This window comes from Microbacterium sp. HM-570 (assembly GCF_054165885.1).
The window spans coordinates 2,433,531-2,447,385 of sequence record NZ_CM135111.1; the positions used below are offsets into that span (position 1 = coordinate 2,433,531).

The window sequence follows — 13,855 nt, forward strand, 5'->3', positions numbered from 1 at the left end:
CAGGCTAAACTCTGACATCAATGTCAATGTCAACCTTCGGGTCGCGGAGGACGTTGTGAAGATCGGCGAACTGTCTGCCCAGACGGGTATCCCGTCACGGATGCTGCGGTACTACGAGCAGCAGGGGCTGTTGGAAGCGGGGCGCTCGCACAACGGATATCGCGCCTACGACGATGCGGATGTGCAACGGGCAATCCGTGTGCGCGGGCTCGTGCAGGCGGGCCTGTCGACACGGATGGCGCGCGTCGTGCTCGATATCGAGCGCCAGTGCGAACTCGACTCGCCTCCCGAGTGCTCGCTTGCGCTCGCCGAGGAGCTCGCGGGCGAGCTCGAAGTTCTCGAGGATCGACTCGCCTGCCTGACGAAGAGCCGCGATGCAGTAGCGCGCTACCTCGAGCTCACCCGTCACGGAGACGTCGTCGCCGCTCTGGCTGGGAGCCACGTAACCCGGTCGACCTAAGTGCGGCGTTGCCGGATCCGGATGAGATGAACGTCACGCACCTGCCGTCGACGCGCTGATCTCGGTGTCCGTACGGGAGATCATAGGTTGGGTGAAATCTCGGACGTAGACTCGGACGCTATGGCCGCAGGCGCAGTAATCCACACGTTCGCGGTGCAACTTGCCGACGTCGACCGCGGTGTGTACGACGAGGTGATGCTTCGGGTAGCGAGGCATCCGTCCGAGACCGACGCTTACATGATGACGCGCGTGTTGGCGTACCTGCTCGAGTTCGAAGAGGGCATCGTGTTCAGCGAGGGAATCTCGTCGACGGATGAACCCGCTGTGCTCGTGCGCGACATGACCGGACACATCACCGCGTGGATCGAGATCGGTGCCCCGGATGCCGCCCGTCTGCACTATGGCAGCAAGCTCGCCGACCGCACCACGGTCTACACGCACCGTGATCCCGCGAAGGTTCTTGCAGCGCTGGCCGGTAAGCCGATCCACCGCGCCGACACGATCACGCTGCACAGCTTCGACTCGGGGTTCATCGACGCGGCCGTCGCCGCGCTCGCCCGCCGCAACACGATGACCCTGTCGGTCACCGAACGGCGGGTCTACCTCGACCTGAACGGCGCGAGTGCGAGCTCAGCGGTCCACGATCACCCGCTCGCGCCGTAGCTCGGTCTCCGGCTAGCGGTTCTTGACCCTCGTCACAGCGTCGGTGTTCTCGACCCGGCTGCTCGCGGCCTTCTTGTCGGCCTTCGCGGTGCGCTTCTCCTTGAGGGTCTTGGAGGCTGCGGTCTTGCCGGTTTCTTTACGCGCGGACTTGTCACCCATGGGCGTGCTCCTTCGAGAGCCGCGGTGACCCTGTGTGGTTGACGCTACACGTCGGGCAAGTGAATCAGGAGGGCAGGAAGTACTCGCGGGCGAGGGGTGCGATCTCGAGTGTGTCCGCGTCGGCGCGGGTGATCCAGCGCAGTTCAGCGATCTCGGCCGCCGCGATCGGGATCTGCGCCCCGATATCGGCGGCGAAGACATCCGCCACGACCGTGAACCCCGGCTCGTTCGCGGCGGCGGCGGCGAACTCGCCGAGCGGGCGCAGTTCGCTCGGTGCGACGCGGATGCCGACCTCTTCCGCCAATTCGCGGGAGAGCGTCTCGGCGGCGTTCTCGTCCGGCTCGGGCTTGCCGCCGGGCTGCATGTACGCGGTTGTTCCCGTCTTCCGGACCACGAGCAGCCGTCCGTCGGCGTCGACGATGACAGCGGCCGAAACCCGGATGCTGCGGGCTGCGGGCTCTTCGGTGGTCACGGTCGCATCGTCCCATACCGGCCCCGCGACGTAGAATCGCGTGTGCCCGACGAGACTCCTGCGACGCCCGAGCTGCCCGGCGTCGGCGAAACGCCGAGCGGCATCGACCCCGCAGAACTCGCGATCACGCTGAAGATTCTCGCCGGGATGTCGGACGTCGATCAGACACATCCGGATTACGTGGCGGTCCGCCAGGCGACCGCGGCGATGTTCAAGGCCGTTAAGAAGGTCCGTCGTCGCGAGATCCGCGATGCGATCGCTCAAGCCGACCGTGAGGTCGTCGCGGCCACCGCGACGGGCGCGCCCGACCGGATCGACGACGAGACCCGCGGCATCCCGATCAGCACGGCGACCATGGCACCCACGGCGGGCACGCTGCTGAAGGCGCGCGGCTGCTACATCTGCAAGCAGCCGTACACGCTGGTGGATGCCTTCTACCACCAGCTCTGCCCCGATTGCGCGGCCATGAGCCACGCCAAGCGCGACGCCCGCACCGACCTCACCGGCAAGCGCGCCCTGCTCACGGGCGGCCGCGCGAAGATCGGCATGTACATCGCCCTGCGCCTGCTGCGGGATGGTGCCCACACGACGATCACGACGCGCTTCCCCCGCGATGCCGTGCGGCGCTTCAGCAGCCTGCCCGACTCGTCCGAGTGGATCGATCGGCTGAAGATCGTCGGCATCGACCTGCGTGATCCGGCCCAGGTCATCGGGCTCGCGGACGACGTGGCCGCGGCCGGCACCCTCGACATCCTGATCAACAATGCCACCCAAACCGTGCGGCGCTCGCCGGGTGCGTACCAGCCGCTCGTCGACGCCGAGCTCGCGCCGCTGCCGGATGGTCCGCTGCCCGAGCTGATCACGTTCGGGCACACGAACGACCCGCACCCGCAAGCCCTCGAGCGTTCGGTGACCGCGCACCCGATCCTCGCCGCCGCGGCCTCGCGTGCCGATGAGCTGACCGAGCAGGCGATGGCCGCGGGGTCCAGCTCGCTGGACCGTCTTGCGGCGGGCACGGCGATCGATGCGGGCGGGCTCGTGCCGGACCTCGATCACATCAACTCGTGGACGCAGCGCGTCGACCAGGTCGACCCGCTCGAGATGCTCGAGGTCCAGCTCGCCAACACGACCGCCCCGTTCCTGCTCGTCTCGCGGCTGCGGCCCGCGCTCGCCGCGAGCCCGTCGCCCCGCACCTACATCGTGAACGTCAGCGCCATGGAGGGCGTGTTCGGCCGCGGGTACAAGGGTCCCGGGCATCCGCACACCAACATGGCCAAGGCCGCCGTCAACATGCTGACGCGCACCAGCGCCCGCGAGATGTTCGAGACGGACGGGATCCTCATGACGAGCGTCGACACCGGATGGATCACGGATGAGCGACCGCACCCGACAAAGGTGCGCCTCGCAGAAGAGGGGTTCCACGCACCCCTCGACCTGGTCGACGGTGCGGCCCGCGTGTACGACCCGATCGTCCGCGGCGAGGCGGGCGAGGACCTGTTCGGTGTTTTCTTGAAGGACTACGCGCCCGGCGCCTGGTAGTCAAGACCCTGCGCGGGGCGCATCCGGCGCATAGCGTCGGGAGCATGCACTCCGAGGCGCGATCGATCCCTGTGCGCCAAACCCCCGCGCGCCAGGCTCTCCCGCGCCCGACCCTGAGCGTCGTGGTGCCCGTCAAGGACGATGCCGCCGAGCTCGATGCGTGCCTGTTCGCGCTCGCGCGGCAGACCGACCTCGCGGACGAGATCATCGTGGTCGACAACGGTTCGCACGACGACAGCGCGGTCATCGCGGCCGCACACGGCGCGACGGTTGTGAGGTGCGCCGAGCCGGGCATCCCCGCGGCGAGTGCGGCCGGGTACGACGCGGCCAGCGGGGACATCATCGCGCGGCTCGACGCCGATGGGATTCCCGCGGAGTCGTGGACAGCGCAGATCCGCGACACCTTTCACCGGCGTCCGGATATCGATGCCGTGACCGGCGGAGCGCGCTTCGCGGATGGACCGACCTGGCTGCGAGGTCCTTTGGCCTGGTCGTACCTCGCCGCGTACCAGGCAGCCTCGGCGCCCGCGCTCGGGCATCCCGCCCTTTTCGGGTCGAACTTCGCGATGCGCGCGGAAGCATGGCGCGCAGTGCGAGATTCGGTCCATCGGCACGACCAGCGTGTGCACGACGACTTTGATCTGGCGTACCACCTGGGGCGGGAGCACCGTATCCGGTATCAGCCCGGGCTCGACATGACTATCGCCATCCGACCCTTCCGGAGCATCCGGCTGTTCGTCGTCAGAATCTGGCGTGGCCTGTACACCGTCGGCCGTCACATGCCGCAGGACTTCCCACCCCTGCGCTGGGCGCGATGTGTCATCGTCCGGCGCGGAATCCGGGAAAGGAATGCTGCATGAGCTCGCGTGACGCAGACATCGCCGGCAAGACCATTGTCGTCACCGGCGCCACCAGCGGACTCGGGAGGGGGACGGCGCTGCGACTGGCAGAATCCGGCGCTCGGGTCGTCGTCGCCGCGCGACGGGGCGACGTGCTCGACGAACTCGTGACCGAGATCACGGCGAACGGCGGCACCGCGGTCGCAGTCGCAGCGGATGTCAGTTCGATCGACGACATCCGCCGCATCTCGGCCGTCGCGATCGAGCGGTTCGGCGGGTTCGACGTGTGGATCAACAACGTCGGTATCGGAGCGCTGGGCTTCTTCTGGGACGTCCCGATAGAGGACCACGCCCGCGTCATCGACGTCAACGTCACCGGCCTGATGAACGGGGCGCATGTGGCCCTCCGGCACTTCCTCGACCGCGGCGCCGGCGTGCTCGTCAACATCGGGTCGGTGGAAAGCGAAGTACCGCTCGCGTACCAGTCGAGCTACGCGGCATCCAAGGCCGCCGTTCTCAGCCCTGATCCACCGATTGGGTGGAGTATCGGCGTGTGACTGGATTCCTGGCCTGCTGGTGGCCGTGGGGCGTGTGTGAGTGGCGGGCCTCGTGATCCCGTTCGTTCCACTTGGGTTCCGGTCGCGCCCGTGGTGGGCTGGGGTTGTCAGGCGGAGGCGTTCGCGGGTGGGGAGGTCCCCGTCGCGAGTTCCCAGAGCCGAGCCCATGCCTGCTGCCAGGGCCATCGCTTGGGGAGGTGCAGGATCAGACGCCTGCCGGTGGATGCGACCCTGCCGGGCACCGCGGTGAGGGTTCGCAGGATGGTGCTCATCCGTGCGGTGCTGGTGCCGGCGGCGTGGGCGGCGGCTCGGGAGATGTTGAACGCGAGGACGGCGAAGCCGAGCCATGCCGCGTTGGCGGGGAAGCTCCCGGAGGGCAGGTGGGCGAGGGGTCCGTTTTTGAGTTCGGCGATGACCTGCTCGATGATCGCGTGGCCGCGGTGACGGGCGTCGGCGTCGACCGCGGTCAGGGTGCTGTTGGTGATGAACGCGTGATACCGCCAGGTGTCGAACAGGGTGTCCTGCCCATGCCGGGCGTGCTGGTTCAGCCGTTTCACGCGGCGGACGATCAGCCGGCAGGTGACCTGCTCGTCCTTGCGGCGTGAGGTGAACGCGGTGAACGAGACTTCGGCGACTTCGGCGTCGCTGATCAGTTCTCCGGTGTCGGGGTCCGGGATCGCGTGCGGGTAGCTGATCGGTATCCACGCGTCCTCGGCGATGCTTGCGATCGCGCGGGTCACGGTCGGCCAGTGCGGGATCGTGAACGAGAACCATGCTCCCGAGCGGATCGTCTGCTGCACGTTCTCGAACGTGCAGAACGCCGAATCGCCGCGGACCAGCACGTCCCGTCCCGGTGCGACAGATTCGACGGTGCCCAGCGCTCGGGCGAGGTGCCAGGCGGCGTTGTCGCCGCTTTTGACGTTCCCGCGGCGCAGTGAGAACTCCCCGACCACCGGTGCGCTGGAATCGGTGGAGATCGTGACCGCGAGGGCGTTCAGGCCCTTCACCTTGGAGTACCCGAACGCGGCGCCCTGCTGCTGATACCCGTGCAACTCGCGGATGGTGTCGTCCATGTCCACCAGCACCGGCCCGCCCGACCCGACCAGCCCCGGGACCAGGGCGGCCAGCGAGGTCAGCAGCCGCCGGTTCACCGCGGCGAGCTGGAGGACGTGGCCGTGGGTGAAGTTCCGCAGGAAGGTGCCCATCGTCGATGGTGCCCGCACCTGCCCGATCAGCCGGGCCATCGACCCGGCGCGCAGCACGTTCAGATCGTCGATGCTGTCCGCCCCGGCCAGCATCCCGCCGATCACGGTCCGCGCCTTGATCACCCGGTTCGGCGAGGGCACCGTCCAGTGCTCAGCCAGCAGCTCGGACAGCCCGGCCCGTTCGGCCAGTGCGAGCACCGGCAGCAAGCCGGCATGCGACACCAGATTCGGGTCATCGAACACCGGCGTGATCCTGTGAGATGCTTTCACCTACGAGATGTCCTTCCGGCCAGGGTCAATACGGCTTCAATCACCAGTATTTTCCCGCGTCAGAAGGACATTTCGGCATTAACACGCCGCCCCCACACCCCTTTCATCGGTGGATCAGGGCTCAGCCTGAGCCGCTCGCTCAACGAGGAGCTTCGCCTTGCGGGGCACTCCGACACCATAGAGGTCGGTACGGTCATGCCGTGGGCCATCGACACGCCCTGGTGGGACCACGCCGCGAACTACACCGGACGCACCGCTCGCATGGCCGCGATGGATGACCCGGCAGAGGTCGTCGACGCGATCGTCCAGGCCTGTGCGAATTCCCGCGAACGTCAGCCCGTCGGCTGGAAAGCCCGCGGCGCGGGCGTCTCGCATCGGCTGGCTCCCGACCTGACGAAGCGCGTGTCCGCGAAGATCATCGATAGCGAGTCCGCCCAGGGCGATTCCGTTCCCGCGACGACCGGCTCGATCCACGAGCCGACGAGCGTCGGGACGACCGTGGCGGGCGGCACGCGCGAGCGCATGAAGCGCGAGGACACCTCGGGCGAATAGCTCATACGACGGTTTCGCGGTCATCGTGACGGATTGGGAGCCGGGCGGCGTCCGTAACCACGTGGCATGAGCAGCGTGAGTTCCGCCGTGGACGGCGCCGGCAACAAGCCGCAGAACACCGGCTCCGCGGGCTGGGCGTCCGCCGAAGGCGAACTGAGGCTCGGGTCGCGCTTCAGGCGCGGCGCGCGGCTTCGATTCGCTCGGCCTCGAGGCGTTCGGCCTCGTCGCCGCCGACCGCTTCCCCGCGCGCGACGAGGCCCGCGACATCCGAAAGCGGAATCTGCTGTGCGGTGACCCGCCGGTCCCGAGAGTTCACATCGGCGATCGATGCGCTTCATGTGAGTGGTGCCCGTCGTTCACGTTGACACCGCAACGTGAAATCTCCGTCCGAACGCGCAACGGAGTGGAGGCGGGAATGAGTCCGGAACCGATGCCGGTGGTGGCCTGGGTTGAATCCCCGCTGCAACTGGTCGGCGCAGCCGAATGGGCGGCGGTACATCGGCGCCGTGTGCCGATTGCGGGACGCCTGACGCGGCAGATGCCCGAGACGGCTGATGAGCTGATCGCGCGGGGCGCCCTGTTCGGGCAATGCTCGCCCTACCTCGGCATCCCCTGGAACCTGCTGGCGAGACACAAGCACTGGCTCGTCGGCGACGGATTCTCGGGTCAGTTCCGCCTCGCCGCGAGCGTGCTGCGTCCGCAGCGCATCACGTTCCTCGATGACGGTGCCAACGCCGTCGCGTTCGCCGACACGCTCGTGGGTCGACGACCCTTCGCTCGACCCGGTGTTCCCGAACGCGGCCTCGGCGCCCGGGTCGCTCCGTTCGCGCTCGACCGGATCGCGGGTCGCGCCCGAGCCGGGCAGGTCGACTTCTTCACTGCCTTCGACTTCGGTGAGCCACGCTCACGTGAACTCGAGGAGCGCGGCTACCGGGTCGCTCGCCACGCCTTCGAATGGACGCGCCGCACCGCGCGTGCCTTCGTCACGACGACCGCCGGACGCGTCCTGCTCGGCAGCGCTCGCCCAACGGACGGACGGATGCCGCTCGCGGAATATCTCGAGTGGGTTCGGGTCGAGGCATCCCGAGCACCCGTCACCTACCTGCCGCACCGACGCGAACCCGAAAGCCAGCTCGATGCCGTCGCGGCCATTCCGGGGGTGCATCTGGACCGGCAGTCGCTTCCCGTCGAGATGGTGCTGGCGGGCGCGATCGAGCGGCTCGAGATCGTGACGTTGCCGTCTTCGACGACAACGACCCTGCCCCTCGTGCTGCGGCCGGACTGCGCCGTCCGCAGTGTCCCGCTCCGCACTCTCGCGCTGCGGAGCGGGGCGTCGTGAGCGGGCTTGTCAGCCGGTCGAGGCGCGAGGTCGTCGCCATCATCCCGGCGCGCGGGGGCTCGAAGGGTGTGCCGCGCAAGAACGTGCGTCGTGTCGGGGGAGTGCCTCTCATCGGCCGAGCGGTCGCCGCAGCCCGGGCGACCGCATCCATCGATCGGGTCGTGGTCTCGACCGACGATGCCGAGATCGCGGCCGTGGCCGAGGAGTGGGGCGCGCAGATCGTCGCCCGCCCGGCCGAGCTCGCCGGTGACACGGCCAGCAGCGAGAGTGCCCTCCTGCACACCCTCGACGCCCTCGCGGCAACGGGTGTCGAGGCCGACGTCCTGGTCTTCCTGCAGGCGACGTCGCCCTTCATCGATCCTCGGGATCTCGAGCGCGCCATCGGGCTCGTGCGGGACGGATCCTTCGACTCCGTTTTTTCGGCGATCGAGACCTACGGATTCTTGTGGTCGGCGGATGCATCCGGCACCGCTCGCGGAATCAACCACGACGCGAGTCGGCGGCCCAGGCGCCAGGACCGCGAGCCCCACTACCTCGAGACCGGTGCGTTCTACGTCATGCGCTCGCTCGGATTCCGCGGGGCACACCACCGGTTCTTCGGGCGGGTGGGTGTGGTCGAGATCGCCGAGCGCTCTGCCATCGAGATCGACACGGAAGAGCAGTTGGCCCTGGCGATGGTAATGGCGAGCGCGATCGCTCCGCTCCGGCCCGACATCGGCGGTCAGCCCGAGTCGATCGATGCTCTGGCCGTGGTGACTGACTTCGACGGTGTGCACACCGACGACACCGCCACGACCGACGCCGAGGGCCGGGAAACGGTGCGTGTGAGCCGGTCGGATGGCATGGGTGTCGCCGAGCTTCGACGCGCCGGAATTCCGGTGCTCATCCTCTCGACCGAGACGAACCCGGTCGTCTCGGCGCGTGCCCGGAAGCTCCGAGTCGACGTGCGACAGGGCGTCGACGACAAGGCGGCGGCTCTGACCCAGTGGGCGGCCGAAACCGGTGTGCCGCTCTCGAGGGTCGCCTACGTCGGCAACGACATCAACGACCTGGCCTGCCTGGACCTCGTCGGCTGGCCCGTGGCCGTACCCGACGCGCACCCGCTCGTTCTCGCAGCGGCGCGAATCGTGCTCACGCGGGCGGGGGGAGACGGCGCGGTGCGCGAACTCTCCGATCGCGTTCTGCGATCACTCATTCCCACCGAAAGGCAGAGAACATGACGGTAAGCATCGGATCGCGCGTGATCGGCGGCGGACGGCCCGCCTACGTCATCGCCGAAATCGGACTGAACCACAACGGCGACGTCGAGATCGCGAAGCAGCTCATCGACGTCGCGGCCGACGCCGGTGTGGATGCGGTGAAGTTCCAGAAGCGCACCCCCGAGATCTCCACCCCGGTGCACATGCGCGACACGCTGCGCGAGACGCCCTGGGGCACGATGACGTACCTCGACTACCGCTACCGCGTCGAGTTCACGCGCGAGCAATACGTCGAGGTGTCGGACCACGCATTGCTGCGTGGGCTGGACTGGTTCGCTTCGCCGTGGGATGTGCCGAGCGTCGCGTTCCTCGAAGACCTGAACGTCGTCGCCCACAAGGTTGCCTCCGCGTGCCTCACCGACCTCCCGCTCCTGCAGGCGCTGCGCGACACGGGCAAGCCGATCATCCTGTCGACCGGGATGTCGACGATCGCCCAGATCGATGCCGCACTGGAGGTGCTCGGCACCGACCGGCTCGTGCTGCTGCACGCCACGTCGACGTATCCGATGGAGCCGGACGAAGCCAACCTCCGCGTCATCCCGACCCTCCGCGATCGCTACCCGGGTGTTCCGGTCGGTTATTCGGGCCACGAACGCGGGCTGCAGATCTCCGTCGCCGCGGTCGCGCTCGGCGCCGTCGCGATCGAGCGTCACATCACGCTGGACCGCACGATGTGGGGATCCGACCACGCGGCCTCGCTCGAACCGGCCGGGCTGCAGCATCTCGTCCGTGACATCCGGATCATCGAGCAGGCGCTCGGCGACGGTGTCAAGCGGGTCTTCCCGGGCGAGGAGGCTCCCATGGCGAAGCTGCGGCGGGTCCTGACATGAGGGACGCGTCCTGACGTGAGCGTCGTCGCATGACGGGTGCCGCGCTGAGGGTCGTCGCGCTTGCTGACACCGATTCGTACGTGAAGTGGGCGGCGGCGCTGCTCGGCTCCCTGCCCGCCGGAACGGATGTCCGGCTGCTGATCGTCGAGACCGCGCTGGTCGTGAGCCCGGCGCAACAGACGGCGGCACTCGACGGGAGTGGGTTGGATCCGTCGAGGGTCCGACGCATTGTGTACGGCGAACTCGCGAGCGCGCTCGGTGAGCTCGCCCCGGATGCGGTGCTGGTCGCTGCGCGGGGGCCTGTCGTGCGTGTGCTCACAGCCCTCGTCGCCGCGCTCGAACCCCGTCCCGTGATCGTGTCGGGCCTGCCCGGCATCTCGATTCCCGCCACGACCGCGGCCATGGTGCACCGCACCCAGTGCGATCTGTTCGTGCTGCATTCGACGCGCGAAATAGCGGCGTTCTCAGCCCTCGCGCGACAGCGCGGTCTGACCCAACGCTTCGCGCTGGCGGGGCTGCCCTTCGCGCGGGCCGGGCGAGTGACCGTGAACCGGGGCACGGACCTCGTCTTCGCGTCACAGGCGATCGTCCCGCGCGAGCGCACCGAGCGGATGCGTGTTGCTCGGCTGCTGATCGAGACCGCCCGCGCGAATCCCGACACGCGGGTCGTGGTCAAGGAGCGTGCCGCCGCGGGCGAGCATCAGACGCACGCCCAGAAGCACAGCTACCCCGATCTGCTGCGGCGGATGGGGTCGTTGCCGGCGAACCTCGTCGTCTCGACCGAGTCGATGGCCCGGGTACTCGATGCAGCCGAAGGTCTCGTCACCGTCAGCTCCACGGCCGCGATCGAGGCGGTTGCCCGCGGCATCCCGGTCATCGCGCTCGACACGTTCGGCGTCGACGACACCCTGATCAACACTGTTTTTGTCGGGAGCGGTCTGCTGGGGTCCGAGGACGACGTGGTGCGGCGCGATTTTCGGCTGCCGCCCAACGAATGGCTCGCCCGCAACTACTTCCACGATTGCGCTGACGAGGACTGGGTCACGGAACTCGTTCAGCTGGTCGAGCTTCGTCGTGTGGGGGAGCTGCCCGAGAAGCCCGGTCGCCTCCGTCGCGGCGGACGGTTGCGGGATGTCTGGGAGCGGCGCATGGCGCTCGGTTCCCGAGACCGCTCGGTCGCGGGAGCGGTCGTCTGGGCGGTCGGGATTCCGTCGCGGGTCATCCTGCGCCCGATCCTGCGGCCGTACTACCGGCGGCGACTCGAGTCGGCCTGAGGCGAGTCCGTCCGGGGTGGCGCGGTCGTCGCGCGCGGCACGAGACGGGTTGGCAGCACGAGGTGAGTGGCGGGCAAGGGATCCCCGTTCAGGAGCAGCACCAGCATCTTCGCGGCCTCGGCGCCCAGCCGGCGCATCGGCTGTCGGATCGTGCTGAGGGGGGACGAGAACTGCGATGCCTCGGGGATGTCGTCGAAACCGATGACCGAGAGATCGCGCGGTACCTCGAGCCCGATCTGATGCGCCACCTCGAGGATGGCGATGGCCGAGAGGTCGTTTGCGGCGAAGATCGCCGTCGGAGGGCGGGGGATGCGAAGCAGCGCCATCGCGGCGTCGCGCGCGGTGCGCGGGTGGTACATGCCGACACGCGTCAGGGCGGGGTCGTACGTGATGCCCGCCTCACTGAGCGCGAGCCGGTAACCCGATTCGCGCAGCACGGCGGAGCGCAGGTCCGGGCGCCCGGCGAGAAAGCCGATGCGCGTGTGCCCGAGTTCGACGAGATAGCGCGTCGCCATCCGCGCGCCCTCGAGGCTGTCTGACTCGACCGTAGGGAGGTCGGCGCGACCCGTGTGGGGATCGATAGCAACGAGGGGGATCTCGGATGATGCGCCCACGACGGTCGGCGTGACGATGATCGCCGCGTCGATCAGCGTGCCGCTCAGGCGCGACAACGAACGGCGCTCCCAGCCCTCGCTCTGTCCGTGCTTGGAACCGCTGTACGCGAGCAGGTCGAAGCGGGAATCACGCAGGGCGAGCCCCACCCCCTTGAGGATCTCGGCGCTGAAGGGCTCGAAGTCGGCGACGAGCACGCCGACGACCCCCGTCGCGCGTGCGCGCATACTGCTCGCGACCAGGCTCGATTCGTAACCGAGTTCGCGCACGACCTCGTTGACGCGCTCGACCGTGGCGCTCGCCACGCCGTAGCGGCCGTTGACCGCCTTCGACACGGTCGCGACCGAAACGCCGGCCGCCCGAGCGACATCGTGGATCGTCGTTCGCTTGCTCACGGGCTCACCGTAGCGCAGATGGAAACTGTTTTCGAAAACGTTTGACGACTCGGTTCCGCCTTGCGACACTCGGTGAACCGTTATCCGGGCATCGCGCAGCGTGGTCGATGCCTCTCAACGAAGAGAACAGGTGAATCACATGAAGCGTTCCAAGATCCTTGTGGGATCAGCAGCACTCGCCATCGGCGCGCTGGCACTCAGCGGCTGTGCCGGCGGCGGATCCGGCGGTGAAGACGGAGACGTCACCATGACGCTCTGGCACAACAGCACGACGGGCCCCGGGCAGGAGTTCTGGGAGACCACGGCCGCCGATTTCGAGGCCGACAACCCCGGCGTCACGATCGACATCCAGACGGTGCAGAACGAGGACCTCGACGGCAAGCTCCAGACGGCACTCAACTCGGGCGACGCCCCCGACATCTTCCTGCAGCGTGGCGGCGGCAAGATGGCGGAGATGGTGCAGGCCGGGCAGCTGAAGGATCTCACGGACGGCCTCTCGGGCGCCGCTGTCGACGAGATCCCCGAGACCGCCTACGACGCGAGCAAGATCGACGGCAAGATCTACGCACTCCCGGTCGCGGTTCTGCCGGGCGGTCTGTTCTACAGCCAGGACCTGTTCGATGAGGCCGGTATCACCGAGAACCCGGAGACCATCGAGGACCTGTACGAAGCGGTCGGCGCGCTCCAGGATGCCGGTATCGCACCCATCGCACTCGGGGCGAAGGACGCCTGGCCCGCGGCGCACTGGTACTACTGGTTCGCGCTGCGCGAGTGCAGCACCGAGACGCTGCAGACGGCCGCCGACGACCTCGACTTCAGCGACGACTGCTGGATCAAGGCGGGCGAAGACCTGCAGGAGCTCGCCGCGCTCGAGCCCTTCAACCAGGGCTTCCTGACCACCTCGGCCCAGCAGGGTGCGGGCAGCTCGGCGGGCCTCATCGCCAACCGCCAGGCCGCCATGGAGCTCATGGGCGCTTGGAACCCCGGAGTCATCGCCGGCCTCACGCCCGACGAGCAGCCGCTGCCCGATCTCGCCTGGTTCCCGTTCCCCGAGGTTCCCGGGGGTGCTGGTGAGCCCGGTGCGATCATGGGCGGGGTCGATGGTTACTCCTGCTCGGTCGACGCGCCCGATGCCTGCGTTGACTTCCTGAACTACCTGGGCACCGCCGAGGTGCAGACCAACTACTACAAGGCGTTCAACGCGCCGCCGGTCAACACCGTGGCACAGGAAGCCGTGACGGAGCCCTACCTGCAGCAGATCATCGAGGCGTACAACGCCGCCCCGTTCGCCCCGCAGTGGCTCGACACGAGCTACGGCCAGAACGTGGGCAACGCGCTGAACGTCGCCGTGGTCGACATGCTCGCGGGCAACGGTTCGCCCGAGGACATCGTTCAGGCCGTCAACGACGCCGCAGCGCGGGCCTAAGGCT

16 protein-coding genes are annotated in these 13,855 nt (G+C 68.3%); 11 read left to right on the forward strand and 5 right to left on the reverse strand.

Annotation, left to right across the window (positions count from 1 at the left end):
* Window positions 1–55: 55 nt before the first annotated feature.
* Window positions 56–460 (forward strand): MerR family transcriptional regulator, encoded by a 405-nt coding sequence (locus tag ACT9TC_RS11635; protein WP_458040653.1) that lies wholly within the window; start codon window positions 56–58, stop codon window positions 458–460.
* Window positions 461–580: 120 nt separating this feature from the next.
* A complete protein-coding gene (locus ACT9TC_RS11640) occupies window positions 581–1,123 on the forward strand; it encodes a YaeQ family protein (RefSeq protein WP_458040654.1) in 543 nt (180 codons plus the stop codon).
* 12 nt (window positions 1,124–1,135) lie between these two features.
* On the opposite strand, the gene ACT9TC_RS11645 is transcribed toward ACT9TC_RS11640, so the two are convergent.
* Window positions 1,136–1,282 carry a hypothetical protein gene (locus ACT9TC_RS11645; protein WP_458040655.1) on the reverse strand — a complete coding sequence of 49 codons (147 nt, stop codon included), beginning with the start codon at window positions 1,280–1,282 and terminating at the stop codon, window positions 1,136–1,138.
* 64 nt (window positions 1,283–1,346) lie between these two features.
* The gene (locus ACT9TC_RS11650; RefSeq protein WP_458040656.1) at window positions 1,347–1,754 is read right to left on the reverse strand and encodes an NUDIX hydrolase; all 408 of its coding nucleotides are present in this window, start codon (window positions 1,752–1,754) and stop codon (window positions 1,347–1,349) included.
* A 42-nt stretch (window positions 1,755–1,796) separates the two neighbouring features.
* Between ACT9TC_RS11650 and ACT9TC_RS11655 the strand changes: the two genes are divergently transcribed.
* Genes ACT9TC_RS11655 through ACT9TC_RS11665 form a run of 3 tightly spaced genes read left to right on the forward strand, consistent with a single transcriptional unit; the run spans window position 1,797 to window position 4,689 of the window.
* Window positions 1,797–3,293 carry an SDR family NAD(P)-dependent oxidoreductase gene (locus ACT9TC_RS11655; RefSeq protein WP_458040657.1) on the forward strand — a complete coding sequence of 499 codons (1,497 nt, stop codon included), beginning with the start codon at window positions 1,797–1,799 and terminating at the stop codon, window positions 3,291–3,293.
* 44 nt (window positions 3,294–3,337) lie between these two features.
* A complete protein-coding gene (locus ACT9TC_RS11660) occupies window positions 3,338–4,153 on the forward strand; it encodes a glycosyltransferase family A protein (protein WP_458040658.1) in 816 nt (271 codons plus the stop codon).
* Entirely contained in the window at window positions 4,150–4,689 is a 540-nt protein-coding gene (locus tag ACT9TC_RS11665; protein WP_458040659.1) for an SDR family NAD(P)-dependent oxidoreductase, read from the forward strand. The genes ACT9TC_RS11660 and ACT9TC_RS11665 overlap by 4 nt, the downstream gene beginning before the upstream one ends.
* A gap of 107 nt (window positions 4,690–4,796) precedes the next feature.
* Here ACT9TC_RS11665 and ACT9TC_RS11670 read toward each other — a convergent pair whose 3' ends face one another.
* Complete coding sequence (locus tag ACT9TC_RS11670) at window positions 4,797–6,164, reverse strand: IS1380 family transposase (protein WP_458040660.1); 1,368 nt, start codon at window positions 6,162–6,164, stop codon at window positions 4,797–4,799.
* Window positions 6,165–6,359: 195 nt separating this feature from the next.
* Here ACT9TC_RS11670 and ACT9TC_RS11675 point away from each other — a divergent pair, with 195 nt between their 5' ends.
* Window positions 6,360–6,716, forward strand: a complete 357-nt coding sequence (locus tag ACT9TC_RS11675; protein WP_458040661.1) for a hypothetical protein — start codon at window positions 6,360–6,362, stop codon at window positions 6,714–6,716.
* A gap of 172 nt (window positions 6,717–6,888) precedes the next feature.
* On the opposite strand, the gene ACT9TC_RS11680 is transcribed toward ACT9TC_RS11675, so the two are convergent.
* Window positions 6,889–7,032, reverse strand: a complete 144-nt coding sequence (locus ACT9TC_RS11680) for a hypothetical protein (RefSeq protein ID WP_458040662.1) — start codon at window positions 7,030–7,032, stop codon at window positions 6,889–6,891.
* A 99-nt stretch (window positions 7,033–7,131) separates the two neighbouring features.
* Here ACT9TC_RS11680 and ACT9TC_RS11685 point away from each other — a divergent pair, with 99 nt between their 5' ends.
* From ACT9TC_RS11685 to ACT9TC_RS11700, 4 genes are read left to right on the forward strand one after another with little or no spacing between them, the layout of a single operon-like run.
* Entirely contained in the window at window positions 7,132–8,055 is a 924-nt protein-coding gene (locus tag ACT9TC_RS11685; protein ID WP_458040663.1) for a hypothetical protein, read from the forward strand.
* Window positions 8,052–9,275: a cytidylyltransferase domain-containing protein gene (locus ACT9TC_RS11690; protein ID WP_458040664.1), complete on the forward strand. Its 1,224-nt coding sequence runs from the start codon at window positions 8,052–8,054 to the stop codon at window positions 9,273–9,275. Before ACT9TC_RS11685 ends, ACT9TC_RS11690 begins: the two co-directional genes overlap by 4 nt.
* On the forward strand, window positions 9,272–10,144 hold the full coding sequence (locus ACT9TC_RS11695; RefSeq protein ID WP_458040665.1) for an N-acetylneuraminate synthase family protein: 873 nt from the start codon (window positions 9,272–9,274) through the stop codon (window positions 10,142–10,144). The genes ACT9TC_RS11690 and ACT9TC_RS11695 overlap by 4 nt, the downstream gene beginning before the upstream one ends.
* Before the next feature lie 29 nt (window positions 10,145–10,173).
* On the forward strand, window positions 10,174–11,418 hold the full coding sequence (locus ACT9TC_RS11700) for a DUF6716 putative glycosyltransferase (protein ID WP_458040666.1): 1,245 nt from the start codon (window positions 10,174–10,176) through the stop codon (window positions 11,416–11,418).
* Here ACT9TC_RS11700 and ACT9TC_RS11705 read toward each other — a convergent pair.
* Entirely contained in the window at window positions 11,391–12,425 is a 1,035-nt protein-coding gene (locus ACT9TC_RS11705; RefSeq protein ID WP_458040667.1) for a LacI family DNA-binding transcriptional regulator, read from the reverse strand. The genes ACT9TC_RS11700 and ACT9TC_RS11705 overlap by 28 nt on opposite strands.
* 139 nt (window positions 12,426–12,564) lie before the next feature.
* Between ACT9TC_RS11705 and ACT9TC_RS11710 the strand changes: the two genes are divergently transcribed.
* A complete protein-coding gene (locus tag ACT9TC_RS11710; protein ID WP_458040668.1) occupies window positions 12,565–13,851 on the forward strand; it encodes an ABC transporter substrate-binding protein in 1,287 nt (428 codons plus the stop codon).
* Window positions 13,852–13,855 lie beyond the last annotated feature (4 nt).